The following is a 15683-nucleotide window of genomic DNA, read 5'->3' as shown; positions in this document are numbered from 1 at the left end:
ACGTTTTGCACGCGGTGAAATAACGGAGGAAGAATACAAAAGGATGAAGGACATAATGCGTGGCTAACGAGACACACATGTTCGCCCCATTGCCAAAGCTTTGACCAGTGGATTCGGAGAAGCTTTCTTTTGGGAAGCAAGAGGGCCGAAAAGTTTGCTTTCTCGCGATCTGGAGCTTTGTTAATCTCTTTTGGAACCGCCGTATGCCGACCCGCATGTACGGTGGTGTTAGAGGTCGAGAGGTCGAGGGCTCGCCGCCCTCACCTACTCGATTTCATCAAATGAAGAAAATTTAGATATAGGCCAATTCGGCGGCTTTTGTTACCCCGCACAGCAGGATAATTTGGATACATCTTTATCGAAGGTAAGCGCGGCTAACTTAAGTCCTTCCGCCATTGTCAGATACGGTGCAAGAGTTTCGCGCAAATCTTGCACCGTCAACCCAAATTTTACTGCTAATGTTGCTGCATAAATAACGTCTCCCGCATTTTCGGAAACAATATGCACGCCGAGAACTTTCAGTGTTTCTGATTCGGCGACTATTTTGAAAACACCTGTGGTTTCGCGGTTGACAATCGCCCTCGGCACAGCTTCTAACGGTAAAACGGACGTTTTCACTTCATATCCCGCCGCTTTCGCCTGTTCTTCCGTGAGGCCGACAGTTGCAATCGAAGGATTCGTAAAGGTTACGCCTGGAACAACATTGAGATTGACCTTGCGCGATGCACCTAAGGCATTGTGGGCTGCCACGCCGCCTTCATAAGCCGCCACATAAACAAATTGCGGCCCCAACGTCACATCGCCTGCCGCATAAATGCGAGGATTGCTGGTCCTTAAATATTCATCTATGATAATCTGTCCGCGGTTTCCAACCTTTACTCCGGCAGCATCAAGATGCAGGGCTGCTGTGTTTGGTTTTCTTCCCGTTGCAATCAGAAGTTGTTCTGCTTCAATCACCTGATTCTCACCGTTAACCATAATGTGGGCACGTTTTACTTCTCCGTCTTGTTCTACTCGCACAAACGTGGCTCCGTTAATTAAATGGATTCCTTGCTCGGTCAGGGCCTCGGTTACAGCTTCAGCGATCTCGGGATCATACGTTTTTAAGATGCGCGCACTTCGTTGCATTAATGTAACTTCAGCTCCCAGATTGTGGAACAACTGGCCCAATTCCATGGCGATATATCCGGAACCGATTACGGCAAGTCGTTTGGGAAGTTCTTTCAGTTCAAGAGCAGAGGTGCTGGTGAGATAATCGATTTCTTTCAGTCCTGCAATGTCCGGAACTTCTGGTGCGGCGCCTGTTGCGATCAAGAAGCCTTTCGCCGAGATCTTCCGGCCACTAACTTCAATGCTCTTTTCATCCATGAATCGAGCTTCCCCTTGAATAAGTTCAAAGCCGTAATCATCGATCAATTTGATATACTTTTCCCGGCGAAGCGTATCTACAAGTTCATTTTTTTTCTTAACCAGTGCAGCCAAATCCACTGGCCCGGCGGAAGTTTCTATTCCAAGAAAAGGGTTCCGGTGAGCAAGGTGATTGATTTCCCCGGCACGGAGCAGTGTTTTTGAAGGCACACACCCGATATTGACACATGTTCCGCCGATGGTGCCGCGCTCAACCATGGCTACTTTAGCTCCTTGTTGGACGGCTTCAATGGCGGCCGAAAAAGCGGCTCCGCCTGATCCGATAACAACCAAATCATAATCGCCTGCGTGGCTGATTTGAGGCTTGACTTCTTTGATCACATGCTCTTCGCAGCCTGTGCAAGTCATCCCTTGAACCGGAATGCGAACTTTAATTTTATTTTCACTCATCATGAACTCGCCTCACTATATGTATGTTTTGCTTACATGATAAAATCATAACCGAAAATAACGGCAAGGTACAGCCCAATGACCCGAGTGCCTATGCGATTCCGTATAGGGAGAGGGATAGTTTGGCGCCTTTCTTCCATTCCCAACCGCAACCGTAAAGGCTATCCAAGGCATAGCTTTTCCTAATACCTGGGCAAATACCGATACACGAAACGAATCTGCCAAATATTTGGGCAGGTTCGCCGAAAGGTTGGATTTCCACAGGGAGGGCTTTCTTCACGGGCCAATAAAAAAAAGTCGGAGCGGCGATTTCTCGCCCTCCGATTTTTTTCAATGAAGCTATGCTTATAATGCCCTTACTTCTTCTGCAGCATGGAGGTCCACAGCTCAGCCGGCTCATAGCCGAGGCGCCAGGCCGCGACGCCCGCCAGGTCGTATTTCTTGGCCAGGTCGATGCGCGCCAGCGTCGTTTGCGGCGTTTCCGCCCAGAATATGTACTGAAAGCCGTCCTTGACGTACGTATATTTCGTCTGCCCAAAACGGCTGTCGAACTCGGCTTTGGCCTTGACCGAAGCAAGCAGGGCGGGCACGTCCTTCATCAGGATAGCGCGGTTTTCCAGGAGCTTGCCCGTGCCGTCCAGCTTCCACTCCCGCACATAGAACGGAACGCCGAGCATGAGCTTTGTCCGGGGTATCCCATAGGAGAGGAAGTCGAGTATGCCTTGCTCCGCCCATTCCAGACCCGAGACCGAGCCCGGCGCGTCGCTGCCTTTCCAATATTGATCGTAGGCCATGATGACGACATGGTCGACCAGAGCGGCGAGCTTCTCGTGGTCATAGGCGGTCCGGCTGTTCCACTTGATATCCCCGCGGGGAAGATCGATGGAGATCGACAGGCCGCGCAGACGAGCGGCTGCAGCCAGGTCGCTCACAAAAGCGGTGTACCGGTCGCGGTCGGCACCGGCCATCGCTTCAAAGTCAAGGTTGACGCCGTTCGCGCCGATTTCGGCCAGCTTGCCGACGAGTGCGTCGATGAACGATTTCTGCGCGGCGGCATCGGCGAGAAATGCGCTGGTCAGCTTGGAATCGAACTGATTGTGGACGAGCGGCATCACCTGCGTGCCTTTGGCCTGCAGCTCGGCCACGACGGAAGCGTCGGAGGTGTCGGTCAGCTTGCCCGTTGCGTCGGCAAGCTCGAACCAGGTAGGGGAGTCGATATCAAGCCCCTGCGTGTTAGCGACGTGCGATAGAATTGTATCCCGCTTCGAGGTGCCGTTCCATCCAAGATAGAGCAGCTCGCGCAGGTTGTCCCAGATCGTGGTGCCGCGCTCCGTCACGATCCGCGCGCTGTCGTAGCCTTTGGCGAACGCCAGGGCGCCTTTTTTCGTGTGAAAATAGCGGACCAGCTTGTCGCCCTGCATCACCTGAAGGTAGGGAATATTGGTCCACCAGACGAGCCCGTTCTTGACAATTTCGGCGCCGGTTAACGTTTTGGCGTATGCAATCGCATTATCGAGGCCGAAGAAGCGGCGGACATCGTTTCCGTTTTGTGTCACCTGATAAGCGGGCACGTTGGAGTGGACGATCTGGCCGGTCACGGTGTTCATCACTTCACTGTTCGGCACGGAGGCCGCAGCGCGGATCGCATCGAGCAGAAAAGAATAGCCGTCACCGCCGGTCGGCATGCCGTCCGCATTGATCTGGTAAATGGCCGTCTTCCGGCGCTCGCCTTCCTTCTGCGCGGCGGTGAGATTGTCCCAGATCCATTGGTTGGTGACGGTGTCCATAATATGAATATTGCCGTAAAATTTCGCTTCCTTCTTGGCTTCCGCGATGGTCAGGAAGCTCCATTTTGGAAGCGTCCTGTCTCCCTGGTAAACCCGATATCGCGCATACCGGCTGTACACCCAGCCAGGCTGTTCCAAATCGCGGATATGTACGTTCGTCATCGTCTTGGCGATGCGAAGCGCTTCCGCATATGTCCGATACTCCCACTTGTCCGATGTGGCGCCGTTCTGATACAGCTCATAGCGGGGAAAATTGTCCCACACCCACTGGCGGTCGGCAATTTTCTCGACGCGGCTGTAACGGAAGCTTTTCGCGTAGGCGACAGCCTGCGATTCGGTGGCGAATTCCCGCAGCGCCTTCTCGTTCTGATATACCCGGAATTTCGTCATGCGGTCGGCGTCCGGAGCCGCGTACGCGCTTGCGGCCGTGAGGCCTGCTTGGACGGTAAGCAACAACGCCAATCCAAGCTTGATCCTGTTGTTCATAATTGCGTTATTCACTCCTCTCCCAATCTATTAATTAGACGCAATAGAGAGGGAGAGGTTGCACGGCAATGTCGACAAAAGAGGAAGAAAAGCAATAAAAAACGGGAAAAATCCCGTTCATGATTCATTAGCCGGCGAGAACAATCGACACTTCCGCTTTAATGGAGAACGAAGCCAAAAAACAGGCTGCTTCTCAGCAGCCTGTCTGGAAAACGTATTAAACGGCGATATCGGCCCAAATCTCATCGTCCAGGCCGAGCGTGATTTGCGAGCGGAAGGCGCGAATGCCATATTGGCGCAGCACGTACTGCTCGATCGCTTCCAGCAGGTTCGATTCGACCAGAAACTGGCTTCTGCCCTGCACCCAAACCTCGGCGGTGTAGCCGTACTCCTCATCCCATGCCAGCTCCACCTCGACCTCGGCCGGCTGAACGCCTCTCCGGTCGGCCATATGGAGGCAGACGGCATTGATGACTTCATCCATATAAATTCGCATGCTTAGTACGGTCTCCGCTGGTTATCCAGTCTGCGTTTCTCACGGAAGTAACGAATGGCGGAGCGGATACCGATGAAAATGAAATAGATCGCGAGCACATTAATCAGCAAGCCGATGAAATCTCCGAACCCGCCCATATTGGCGAACATGCCGCCGAACAGAAGACCGGCCAGGCCGCCAATCATTAAACCTTTCATCAAGCCGCCGCCGCTGAAAAATCCGCGGTTCTGCGTAGCCGCGCCTGCGCCTGTCGTTGCGCCCTGCCTGTTGCTCGGCTGCGAAGATTGTACGTTGTTGTCGGCCGGCTTCGAAGGCGTCTGCGTGTAGCTTTTCTTCGGCGATTTGAAACCTCCGCGTCTTGCGTCGGACGTGTCGGGCATCGAGAATGCAAAAAATACGGTGAAAGCCATGACTAAAAGCATCAATTTTTTCATTTCGTAATTACTCCTCCTGGTGATTGGGATAGGTTCGTTGCCTTCGTCTATAATTACGTCTAATATAAACAGTGGTTTCACTTTTTATCCGAATAAAGTGAGCCGGACCATGAAAAAGACGGCTTCCGACGAAGGAGTGTGCGGGCATATGGATCATTACCCGGAAGCATACCGGGCTTATCTGATAGAATTTCATGCGACGAGAGATTATTTCGAATGCCACGAGCTGCTGGAGGAATATTGGAAAGCGCTCCCGCCGGCCGAGCCGGACCGAGACGTATGGATGGGACTGATTCAGATCGCGGTGGCTTCCTATCATCATCGCCGCGGCAACCGGAGCGGCGCGCGCAAAATGTTCGGCCAGGCGGCCGTCAGAATGAAGCGCGATGCGCTTGACCGGCTCGGCCTGGACGGGGAGGCGTTGCTGCGCATCGTCGGCGAGCGGCTGAAGGAGCTGGACGCGTGCCCGGAATCGGCGCCTTACCGGGAGTTTGATCTGCCGATCGCCGACCATGCTCTTCTGATATCCTGCATGGAGGCGAGCGAACGGAAAGGGTTCGAATGGGGAACGCCAAGTCCGATGGGAGATCGGGGCTTGATCGACAGACATACGCTGCGCGACCGTTCGGACGTCATTAAAGCAAGGGAGGCGGCGGTTTCGAAAAAGAAAATGACTTGAAGGCGCATCGTCAGCGGCTTTAAGTCCTTTTGCTCATGCCTGAGCGGCTGCTCCGTTAGCGGCGGAGTAGCCGTCAACGACCAACTCCAGCGCGCCGGTCTCCGGATCGACTAACAAGCCGTGCACCGGCGTTCCCGGCGGAAGCAGCGGATGATTGCTCACGATGCGGACGCTGTTCTCGACGCTGTCCCGCACGCTGTCGAAGCCGGTGAGCCAGCGGTTAAGATTGAAGCCCGCGTTCGTCAGCGTTTCGATCGTGCTGTCTGCTATGCCGCGCTCCGTCATGTGGGAGAGAACGATTTCCGGGTTGAGCCCGGTCATTCCGCACTTATGGTGGCCGATCACGAGCACCTCGGCGGCGTTCAACTCATACAGGGCGATCAGAATGCTTCGCATGATGTTGCCGAACGGCTGTGTGACGATTGCGCCGGCGTTCTTGATCACCTTCACGTCGCCGTTGCGCAGGTTCATCGCCTTCGGGAGAAGCTCCGTCAGCCGCGTGTCCATGCAGGTTACAATGACCATTCGTTTATCGGGAAACGCATCGGTGAGATACGCTTCGTATTCTTTGTTTTCGACAAACGCCAGGTTGAAGGACAGTATGCTCTCAATGTTATTCAATATGAATTTCCTCCTATCCGATACGGGGCTGCTTGCCTGGCTCTATTTAAGAAGAAGGAGATGGGTGGTGTAGGTCTGGTTGTCGCTTCGCAGGATGAACGACGGTGTTCCGGGCCTGTAATCCACCTTCAGCTCGTCTTCAAAAAAAACTTCATATCGCTTCTCGTACCATATTTCGTATGGACTGCTGACCGCCTTCACATCGCCTTCCTCCGGTTGCTCGATGCGCAGCAGGGTCGGAACGCCGTTCATGACGCAGCCGCAGCCTTCTGTATCGTAAAGCAGCTTCAAACGGGATGATTGACCGGACAGTTCGGATGTCAAACGCTCGATCGCCGCAGGCGAAAATGTAATTTTCATGGTGTTGCTCCTTTCGACCGCCCGGAAAAAAGGGCAAAGCCTGACGATTAGGGTTAAATTTGATTATACGACGCGCAAAAAGTATGATCAAGTAAAGCTGAGAACCGAAGGGTGGGTATTCGATGGAGAACGGCACGAAAGGGACGCTGCAAATCTTCCGGGACAAGATCAAACAAATCAAAAGCTATGAAGAAGCGCTTGGCGTATTAAACTGGGATTTACGGACCGGTGCGCCGAAAAAGGGCGTGGAGCAGCGATCCGAGGCAATCGGTGTGCTGTCCGAGGCAGCGTTCAGGCTGTCGACCTCCGACGAGATGGGCGAGCTCCTGGACGCGTTGGGCGCGGACGGGAACAAGGAGCAGCTCCACGCCATCGACCGCAAGCTGGTGGAGGAGACGAAAAAGGATTACGACCGGAACAAGAAAATCCCGCCGAAGCTGTATCAGGAATACGTCGTGCTCACCTCGCAGGCTGAATCGTACTGGGAGGAGGCGAAGGAAAACAGCGATTACGCGGGCTTCCAGCCGTACCTGGAGAAAATCATCGATTATACGAACCGCTTCATCGATCTGTGGGGCGCGAAGGCGACCCGATACGATACTCTTCTGGATCTGTATGAGCCGGAGATGACGACCGCCGAGCTCGACCGGGTATTCGGCGGTCTGCGCGAGAAGCTGGTGTCGCTCGCAGCCGCTGTCGCCGCTTCGCCGCATCAGCCGGACCGGTCGTTTCTTGGGCAAACCTACGATAAAGAGGCGCAAAAAAAGTTCAGCTTGTTCATTCTCGAGCAGATGGGCTACGATTTCAGCTCCGGCCGTCTCGACGAGAGCGTGCATCCGTTCGCTACCGGACTAAGCCCCGGCGATGTGCGGATTACGACAAGATACTTGCCTGACGATGTAACCAGCGCACTGTTCGGCACGATTCACGAAGGCGGGCATGCGCTGTACGAGCAGAACATTATGCCGGAGCTAATCGGCACGACGCTGTGCACAGGCACCTCGATGGGCATTCACGAATCGCAGTCCCGGTTCTGGGAAAATGTGATCGGCCGCAGCCGCCCGTTCTGGCAGCAATATTTCGGCGAGCTGCGGAAGCTGTTCCCGGGACAGCTGGACGTAGACGTGGACGATTTCTACCGGGCAATCAATACGGTCGAACCTTCGCTGATCCGGATCGAGGCCGACGAGCTGACCTACAACCTGCACATCATCATCCGTTATGAGATGGAAAAGGCGATTTTCAACGATGGCGTGAAAGCTGCGGATTTGCCGGAGCTGTGGAACGAGAAATACCGGAGCTACCTCGGCATCGCGCCGCGTAGCGATAAGGAAGGCGTGCTGCAGGATGTGCATTGGTCGGGCGGCGCGTTTGGCTACTTTCCATCCTATTCGCTCGGCAACATGTATGCGGCGCAGTTTGCCGATACGCTCGTGAAGGAGCTGCCGGAGCTGTGGACGCAGATCGGGCGGGGAGAGCTGCTGCCGACGAAGCAGTGGCTGACCGACCGCATCTACCGGTACGGCAAGCTGGAGACGCCGGCCGAGATCGTCCGGCGCGTGACGGGCAAGCCTCTGGATCCGTCCTATCTCGTGACGTATCTCGAAACGAAATATAAGGATATTTACAAGCTTTGAATCGTTTGTTGAAAGCCGATCCGCGCTCTCTGGAGCCAAGGATCGGCTTTTTTGCGGAAAGCACCAGTGGGCGTCCGGCTGCATAGGTTATCGTACCAAACGTTTAGGCGGTGATTCAGATGCGGTGGCGCAAGGCCATAGCGTTAGTGCTGATTGCGGGTCTGTCCGCTTCGCTGGCGGCCGGCTGCGGGCAAGCGAAACGGGAAGAGAATGTGAAGGTGCGCGTGGGCGAGGTGACCCGCTCGCTGTTCTATGCGCCGGAGTATGCCGCGCTCAGCCAGGGATTTTTCAAGGAGGAAGGGCTTGACGTCGAGCTGCAGACCACTTTCGGAGGGGACAAAACGATGACCGCGCTGCTCTCCGGCGGAATCGACGTCGCGCTGGTCGGATCGGAAACGACCATTTACGTGTTTCAGCAGGGCGCGGAAGACCCGGTCATTAATTTCGCGCAGCTGACCCAAACGGACGGCACCTTTCTTGTGGCGCGAGATAAGCCGGCGGCATTCGAATGGAGCCAGTTGAAGGGGAAAACGTTCCTTGGACAGCGCAAGGGCGGCATGCCGCAAATGGCGGGCGAATTCGCCCTGAAGAAGCAGGGCATCGATCCTCAGGGCGATTTGAAGATGATCCAGAATGTCGACTTCGCTAACATTCCGGCGGCGTTCGCATCGGGCACGGGCGATTATGTGCAGCTGTTCGAGCCGCAGGCGTCGGTTTTCGAGCAGGAAGGAAAAGGGGAAGTGGTCGCTTCGTTCGGCGTGGAGAGTGGAAATCTCCCTTATACGGTTTTCATGGCGAAGCGCAGCTATATCGACAAAAACAAGGAAACGATCCAGAAGTTTACGAACGCGCTCTTTAAGGCCCAAAAGTGGATAGCGGAGCAGCCTCCCGAGGCGATTGCTGACGCGGTGCTGCCTTACTTCGAGGACACCGAGAGGGAGCTGGTCGTGAGCGTCATCAAAAGATATAAGGATCAGCAGTCGTACGCGGCCAACCCGGTGATCGACGAGCAGGAATGGAACAATCTGCTGGACGTGATGGCTTCAGCGGGCGAGCTGAACGAACGGACGCCGTTCGGGGCGATCGTCGACAACAGCTTTGCGGAGCGGGCGATGAGACGGTAGTAGCGGGCCGACGGAGGTAGGCGGGAAGGAGGGAGCTCATGCCCATGCTGTCGAAGGATCGGAACGGCGAACGCAACGTTACGCTGGAGCTGACGGGCGTTTCGCACGCCTACGTCGGAGTGCGCGGCGCCCGTCTGGCTTTGGAAGGCTTAAACCTGGCCGTCGGAACAGGCGAATTCGTCAGCCTCGTCGGGCCGAGCGGCTGCGGCAAAACGACGGTTCTCAGTCTGTTGGCAGGACTTTTTCCGCCTTCGCGGGGGCGGGTGCTGCTGTCTGGACAGCCGGTAAGGGGCCCCTCCGCCAGAATCGGCTACATGCTGCAACAGGATTATTTGTTCCCTTGGCGCACGATTCGCGATAATGTGCTCATTGGCTTCGATATAGCAGGCAACCGGAATGCCGGGGCTTCAGAGGCGGCAGACGCGCTGCTTGCAGAGCTCGGCTTGCCGGATGCAGGCGGCCGATACCCGCATGAATTGTCGGGCGGCATGCGGCAGCGCGCCGCGCTGGCGCGCACGTTAATCGCCGGACCTGACGTGCTGCTGCTTGACGAGCCATTCTCCGCGCTGGATATGACGATCAAGTTACAGCTGGAGGACCTGGTTTGGGAGACGCTCCGCAAGCTAGGCAAGACGGCCGTTCTGGTCACGCATGATCTGGCCGAAGCGGCCGCCATGAGCGAGCGGGTCGTCGTGCTCGTCGCCGATCCGGGAACAATCGCCGACGTCGTCGATGTGCCGGCCGAACTTCGGCGGTTGAAGCCGACGGAAGCGCGGAAGGCGCAAGGATTCAATGCGTTGTTCGATCGGCTGTGGAAGCGGATCGGTCGGGATGGCGGCGGCGCGGAAGAAGGCGGGGGGGTTGGCGATGGAGAAGTACCGCAGGAATAAGGCGGAGCTTGGGGATGCCGCTTCGGCTTCGGCGGCCGAGGGCCGGCAAGATTGGCTAAAGCAGCTCGAAGCGGAGTATGCGCGCAAGGCCATACGTACGGCGGCGGCCGTCAGACTCGTGCAGTTGCTCCTGCTCGCAGGCATGCTCGGCCTCTGGGAAGCCGCAGGCGGCAACGGGTGGATCGACCCGCTGCTGTTCAGTTACCCGAGCCGGATTTTCAGCTATTTGTGGACCGCGGCGGCGGACGGCACGCTCTGGCCCCATCTTTTGACTACGGTGATCGAGACGGTATCGGGCTTCGTGCTCGGCACGCTGCTGGGGGCGGGGCTGGCCGCGCTGCTATGGTGGATTCCCTTTCTGTCGCGCGTGTTTGATCCTTATATGGTCGTGATGAACAGCATGCCGAAGGTGGCGCTCGGCCCGATTCTGATCGTCGGACTCGGTCCCGGCTACCTGTCCATCATCGCGACGGCGCTGTCGGTCACCGTCATTATCACGACGCTGGTCATTTACAACCGGTTTCGAGAAATCGACGGCAATTACGTCAAGGTCATCCGCCTGTTCGGCGGCACGCGGGGCCAAGTATTCCGGTTCGCGATTTTGCCCGCCTCTTTTCCGGCCATCGTATCCGCCCTGAAGGTCAATGTGGGGCTTGCCTGGATCGGCGTGATCGTTGGCGAATTTCTCACGGCGAAGCAGGGGCTCGGTTATTTGATCATCTATGGCTTTCAGGTTTTCAATTTCACGCTGGTGCTGTCCAGCCTTATGGTCATCGCCGTTGTTGCGGCGGGTATGTACCGGCTTGTATCGGCGCTGGAATCGCTGTTGACGTCCGGATGGCGAGAGCGGTAAACTTTCTGGTAAAGTACAGAAAACGACCGTTGGAGGTTCCGGATGGGCATTCGCGTGATCAAAACCGCATTAGCCGCTCTATTGGCGATTTATACCGCTTATTACTTCCAATTGTCATCCCCCCTGTCGGCCGGCTTGCTGGCGGTTATCGGCGTAGAGGTGACCCGAATGAAAGGGCTGAAAAGCGCGTTCGCCCGATTGGCGGCGGCGGTGCTCGGCCTTTTTTTCGCTTCCGCGATCTTTCTTATGTTGGGATTTCATATATGGGCGGTTTCCTTGTTTATTCTGATCGGCTTTCCGGTCATGTCGCGATTGGGGCTGAAGGACGGGATCGTGACAAGCTCGGTCGTTGTTTTTCATCTGTTCGCAGAGGGGGAAGTGTCCGGCGCGCTGTTCCTGAACGAGGCGCTGCTGCTGCTTACCGGCTTGGGCTGGGCGACAGCCGTCAATCTCGCCTATATGCCGCGGGAGGACCGCAGGCTGGAGGAGCTGCGGCGGAGGACGGAGGAGAAGCTCCGGGATATTTTTCGCGAATTGGCTGCTACGCTGCGCGATCCCTCCCGCATCTGGAGCGGGGAGCAACTGCTGGAAGCCGAGAAAGCGATTGAGCAAGGCGCACACTTGGCGGAGACTAGCCGGGAAAACCGGTTTTGGCGGTATCAGGCTTATTGGGGAACGTACTTCGATATGCGCGGCAGGCAGTTCGAGGCGGTCGGGCAGATGGCTGTGATTATCGCGTTCGTCTATGAAAAAAGGCCGCAAGGCGAGCTGATCGCCGACCTGCTGTATATTCTCTCGGAAGATATCAAGTCGGATGTATACACCGGCGTTGCCGAGCGGGAGCTGGCGGCTCTGGAGCGGCGTTTCCGCTCGATGCCGCTGCCGCAGACACGTGAGGAATTCGAGGTGCGCGCCGCGCTGCTGCAGCTTTGCCGGGAGGTCGACCGCTTTCTGTCCGTCGCGAAAAGATGGAAGAAAAAAAGCTTCCAACAGCCGTGAACTCGTCCAGTGAAAAAGAGAAAAAACCGTGTCTGCATCGGTGTTCCCTCATACGCATACGAGCATTCGGAAAAACCGATAATAGCGCAAGCCTGATCGATCATAAATATTTAGTTAGTATGGTTTAATCAACATTCGCCTATGTCCTGCATACACTTTAAATGAATGATTGTATGGAGGAGGTTAAATACATGGCATTAGCAGATAAACAGCTTGCGCGTAGAGAGATTATTACGAAAGCTGTCTGCGGCAAAGGTCGTAAGTTCTCCACCGTAAGCCATACCGTAACGCCGCCTCACCATCCGTCGAGCATCCTGGGGGCATGGGTCATCAACCACCAGTACGAAGCGGTTCGGTCAGGCGACGGCATCGAGGTGATCGGTACTTACGATATCAACATCTGGTATTCTTACAATCGCAACTCGGAAACGGATGTGGCAAAAGAAACGGTTTCGTATGTAGACAGCGTACCGCTGTCCTATCTTGACCCCAAACATAGGGCTTCCACGGAAGAGGTGTCCGCGGAATCCACCCAGGAGCCGAACTGCGTCGAGGCAAACATCGCTGCCGGCGGTACGGGCGTAGTCGTGCGCGTTGAGCGGGAGTTTAAAGTCGAGATGGTCGCCGAGACAAAGGTGTGGGTGGCTGTATTCGGCAGCGGAGACGACGGCAAGGACTATGAGTACGGCATAGCAGACGGCGACTATGAGGATCTTGATCCGGATTTGCTGGACGACGAGCTGTAATCCGGAGCCTTGGGCCGCATATCGTCTCGTTGATGAAATCAGTGTATGCGGCAAAGGTTGGCGTTTTGAGGGCGGAAGCCCTCTTTTTTGTTGAAAACGCCAAAATAGGCGACTGGCGTGAGGGGGAGCGGCTGAGCATTGCTGCAGCAGGCGGACACGAGGAGGTGTGGAGATGGTCGGAAACGTATGGATTGGACCGAGCGCATCGAACGGGGCATACGGGAAAAAGCGTTCCGCAGTCGCAAAGGCGGCCGCTCTGCTTGTGTGGCCGACGGCGGGACGTGACGGTGATCCGGAGGACGGGGACGCAGTGCTGGATATCGCAGCGGATGGAAGTGGCGCGGAAGCTGCTGTTCGGATTGATGAGTGGGAGCGAAAGGGCATATGGGTGCTTCGCGGGTGGGGCTCGCGCGGAGGACCGTCCGATTGGACGGATGCTTCGCTGCAGCTTCAACGTGCCGGCTTTCCGGGGACGGAGGAGGATGCCGACAATGAGCAGGGCGGAAATTGCTTGGCGAAGCCTGCGTCTGATCGCGGCAAACCGTATTTGCGGAGCGAAGCAGGCGGGCCGGCGATGTCCGGTCCGGTGGGGGTTGCGGGTGCGTACAGGGCGAATAGGCGGTTTTTCGAGGTGCCGGTGTTTCATCTGGACGCTTTGACCGTCCGGCGCACCGGTGAGGGGCGTGTTCCTGCGGATTGGAGCGAGAGCCATCCGCTGTACAGGAAGCTGTACAGGGAAGCGGTGCGTGCCGTCTATGCGCTCGGGCTCGACTACTCGGTTGTGCGTTTGTCCGCCGACGACCAGGGAACTATACGCGCGATCCGTATTCGGAGCGTTTCTGCGCAGGACGTGCAGTTATGGAAATCGGCGATGGCGGCGTTTGCGGACGGATGGCGGAAGGCGGTTTGCGGCTGCAGGGATGAGAATGGCAGTGGAACGAAGAAGCGGGAGATCGGTGAAGGAAGCGCAGTCGGAGGCGCTGTCGGGGGACACGGCGGAAGCCCGGAAAGAAGGGATAGATGGCCGAAAATCGGTGGTGTCGATGAAATAGCAGAACACGGCGGGAGAACGGAGGCGAGCGGAGTTGGCCGCAGGAGCGACGGGAGAGACGTTAGGCATTCGGGGATGCTGCTTATCGGAGCGGATCCCGAGTTCGTGCTGCTTCGCCCCGACGGTACGATCGTTTCCGCCGACCGGTTTTTTCCGCCTACGGGCGCAGCAGGCACAGACACGGTCCGTTCGGGCACACGGCTGCTGCGGCCGATCGTCGAGCTGCGCCCGGATCCGGCGGGAGATCCGGACGGACTGTTGCGCAACCTGTGGAGGCTGCTTCACCGGGCTTCCGCGTTAACGGCGGGACAACCGCTGCGCTGGCTGGCCGGCGCGATGCCGGTGCGCGGAGTGGCGCTTGGCGGCCATCTTCATTTAAGCGGCGTCGAACTAAACGCCCGGCTGCTGCGCACGCTCGACAGCTTTGTCGCGCTGCCGCTCGCCGCCGTGGAGGATGCGGCCGGACGGCGCAGACGCCTTCGCTACGGAGCGCTCGGCGATTTTCGCCGGCAGCCGCACGGCGGATTCGAGTACCGGACGCCGCCGAGCTGGCTGGTCTCGCCCACGGTGGCGAGCGCCGCGTTCGCCTTGGCGTTGGCGGCGGCAAGAGATTATGCGCGGCTTGCCGTGACGGAGCTGCCCACCTATGAGGATCGTTATCGCCGCGCTTATTATGAAGGGGACAGGGCATTGCTGCGGGATGCTTGCAGCCGGCTTCATGACTCGTTGGAACGGTTACCGTCATATTCCGGGCTAAGCCGGTGGATCGAGCCGCTTTTCAAGGCGATTCGGCTAGGGGAAACATGGGACGAAACCGCCGATTTTCGCTCGAAATGGGGTGTTCCGTTGCCGTAGCCATCGGCATGTACGCGTATCGTGCGGCGCTCGGTCACGCTCGAGGGCCTGGGGTAATCCCGGGAAGCCCTGCTACAAGCGCGCGCCGACAGGCGAGCTTGCTCGGCGCAAGAGGAAAAGCGAGCCGGCGCTGCATAGTGGGGATCCGGAGCAGCGCGACGACTGGGGAGACGGAGTTCGCTCCACGCGACGGGCCATTTCTGGTATAATGGCGAAAGACGCTGAAAACGGGCGCGGACCCATAGGAGGAGCGGCATGACCACCACATACACGCCGATGATGCAGCAATATCTCGCAATCAAGGAAGGGGCCAAGGATGCGTTCCTGTTCTTCCGCCTCGGCGATTTCTATGAAATGTTTTTTGACGATGCTATTCTTGCTTCACGCGAGCTGGAGATCACGCTCACCGGACGGGAAGCCGGGGCCGAGTCCCGTGTTCCGATGTGCGGCGTGCCTTATCACTCTGCGGAAAATTATATAGCGCGCTTGATTGAGAAGGGCTATAAGGTTGCCATCTGCGAGCAGGTGGAGGATGCGTCCGCCGCCAAGGGCGTCGTGCGGCGCGAAATTGTGCGCGTGGTAACGCCTGGCACCGTCATGGAGACGAAGTCGCTCGACGGCAAGGGCAATAACTTCATCGCAGGCGTGACGGAGGAGAACGGGTATTTCGCGGTCGCGGTATGCGATTTATCGACTGGCGAGCTGTATGTCACTTCTTTCCCGTCTTCGTTCGAGCTGATGCAGGATGAGGTGAATGTTTATCTCCCCGCCGAGATCGTAGGCGATGAGCGGCTGCTGGACCGTCTCCGCGCGGGGACCGGCTCGGTCGGCCGCCCGATTGTTTATA

General features: G+C 56.9%; 16 protein-coding genes. 10 read left to right on the top strand and 6 right to left on the bottom strand.

What is annotated here, in order from left to right:
* Positions 1-67, top strand: a 67-nt coding sequence (locus tag BG52_RS16730; protein ID WP_190287436.1) for an SHOCT domain-containing protein, incomplete at its 5' end; no start/stop codon positions are given.
* A 254-nt stretch (positions 68-321) separates the two neighbouring features.
* Here the strand turns inward: BG52_RS16730 and merA are convergent.
* The 4 genes from merA to BG52_RS01670 all read right to left on the bottom strand — a co-directional run bounded on the left by merA (position 322) and on the right by BG52_RS01670 (position 5021).
* The gene (merA, locus tag BG52_RS01685; RefSeq protein ID WP_036666714.1) at positions 322-1818 is read right to left on the bottom strand and encodes a mercury(II) reductase; all 1497 of its coding nucleotides are present in this window, start codon (positions 1816-1818) and stop codon (positions 322-324) included.
* Between the two features lie 356 nt (positions 1819-2174).
* On the bottom strand, positions 2175-4091 hold the full coding sequence (locus BG52_RS01680) for a glycosyl hydrolase family 18 protein (protein ID WP_036579697.1): 1917 nt from the start codon (positions 4089-4091) through the stop codon (positions 2175-2177).
* A gap of 217 nt (positions 4092-4308) precedes the next feature.
* A complete protein-coding gene (locus BG52_RS01675) occupies positions 4309-4587 on the bottom strand; it encodes a YxcD family protein (protein ID WP_036579695.1) in 279 nt (92 codons plus the stop codon).
* 2 nt (positions 4588-4589) lie between these two features.
* A complete protein-coding gene (locus BG52_RS01670) occupies positions 4590-5021 on the bottom strand; it encodes a hypothetical protein (RefSeq protein ID WP_036579693.1) in 432 nt (143 codons plus the stop codon).
* Between the two features lie 148 nt (positions 5022-5169).
* On the opposite strand from BG52_RS01670, the gene BG52_RS01665 reads away from it, so the two are divergent.
* Positions 5170-5700: a DUF309 domain-containing protein gene (locus BG52_RS01665; protein WP_036579690.1), complete on the top strand. Its 531-nt coding sequence runs from the start codon at positions 5170-5172 to the stop codon at positions 5698-5700.
* Positions 5701-5733: 33 nt separating this feature from the next.
* On the opposite strand, the gene BG52_RS16605 is transcribed toward BG52_RS01665, so the two are convergent.
* Together BG52_RS16605 and BG52_RS01655 are read right to left on the bottom strand one after the other, a co-directional pair.
* Positions 5734-6321 (bottom strand): beta-class carbonic anhydrase, encoded by a 588-nt coding sequence (locus tag BG52_RS16605; protein ID WP_036579688.1) that lies wholly within the window; start codon positions 6319-6321, stop codon positions 5734-5736.
* A gap of 42 nt (positions 6322-6363) precedes the next feature.
* Positions 6364-6681, bottom strand: a complete 318-nt coding sequence (locus BG52_RS01655; RefSeq protein WP_036579685.1) for an iron-sulfur cluster biosynthesis family protein — start codon at positions 6679-6681, stop codon at positions 6364-6366.
* 122 nt (positions 6682-6803) lie between these two features.
* On the opposite strand from BG52_RS01655, the gene BG52_RS01650 reads away from it, so the two are divergent.
* The 8 genes from BG52_RS01650 to BG52_RS16295 all read left to right on the top strand — a co-directional run.
* Positions 6804-8318, top strand: a complete 1515-nt coding sequence (locus BG52_RS01650; RefSeq protein ID WP_036579683.1) for a carboxypeptidase M32 — start codon at positions 6804-6806, stop codon at positions 8316-8318.
* Between the two features lie 119 nt (positions 8319-8437).
* On the top strand, positions 8438-9442 hold the full coding sequence (locus tag BG52_RS01645) for an ABC transporter substrate-binding protein (RefSeq protein ID WP_036579682.1): 1005 nt from the start codon (positions 8438-8440) through the stop codon (positions 9440-9442).
* A gap of 38 nt (positions 9443-9480) precedes the next feature.
* Positions 9481-10332 (top strand): ABC transporter ATP-binding protein, encoded by an 852-nt coding sequence (locus BG52_RS01640; protein ID WP_223298890.1) that lies wholly within the window; start codon positions 9481-9483, stop codon positions 10330-10332.
* A complete protein-coding gene (locus BG52_RS01635; protein WP_036579680.1) occupies positions 10310-11185 on the top strand; it encodes an ABC transporter permease in 876 nt (291 codons plus the stop codon). Before BG52_RS01640 ends, BG52_RS01635 begins: the two co-directional genes overlap by 23 nt.
* A gap of 42 nt (positions 11186-11227) precedes the next feature.
* Entirely contained in the window at positions 11228-12184 is a 957-nt protein-coding gene (locus tag BG52_RS01630; RefSeq protein WP_036579677.1) for an aromatic acid exporter family protein, read from the top strand.
* 191 nt (positions 12185-12375) lie between these two features.
* On the top strand, positions 12376-12930 hold the full coding sequence (locus tag BG52_RS01625) for an outer spore coat protein CotE (RefSeq protein WP_036579675.1): 555 nt from the start codon (positions 12376-12378) through the stop codon (positions 12928-12930).
* A gap of 172 nt (positions 12931-13102) precedes the next feature.
* Positions 13103-14836 (top strand): putative amidoligase domain-containing protein, encoded by a 1734-nt coding sequence (locus BG52_RS14715; RefSeq protein ID WP_051587562.1) that lies wholly within the window; start codon positions 13103-13105, stop codon positions 14834-14836.
* A 255-nt stretch (positions 14837-15091) separates the two neighbouring features.
* A partial coding sequence (locus BG52_RS16295; RefSeq protein WP_036666696.1) for a MutS N-terminal domain-containing protein occupies positions 15092-15683 on the top strand: 592 nt, incomplete at its 3' end.

Origin of the sequence: Paenibacillus darwinianus, from assembly GCF_000598065.1 — a bacterium.
Classification (GTDB): Bacteria; Bacillota; Bacilli; order Paenibacillales; family Paenibacillaceae; genus Paenibacillus_I; species Paenibacillus_I darwinianus.
This window is presented reverse-complemented; position numbering and strand designations above follow the sequence as displayed.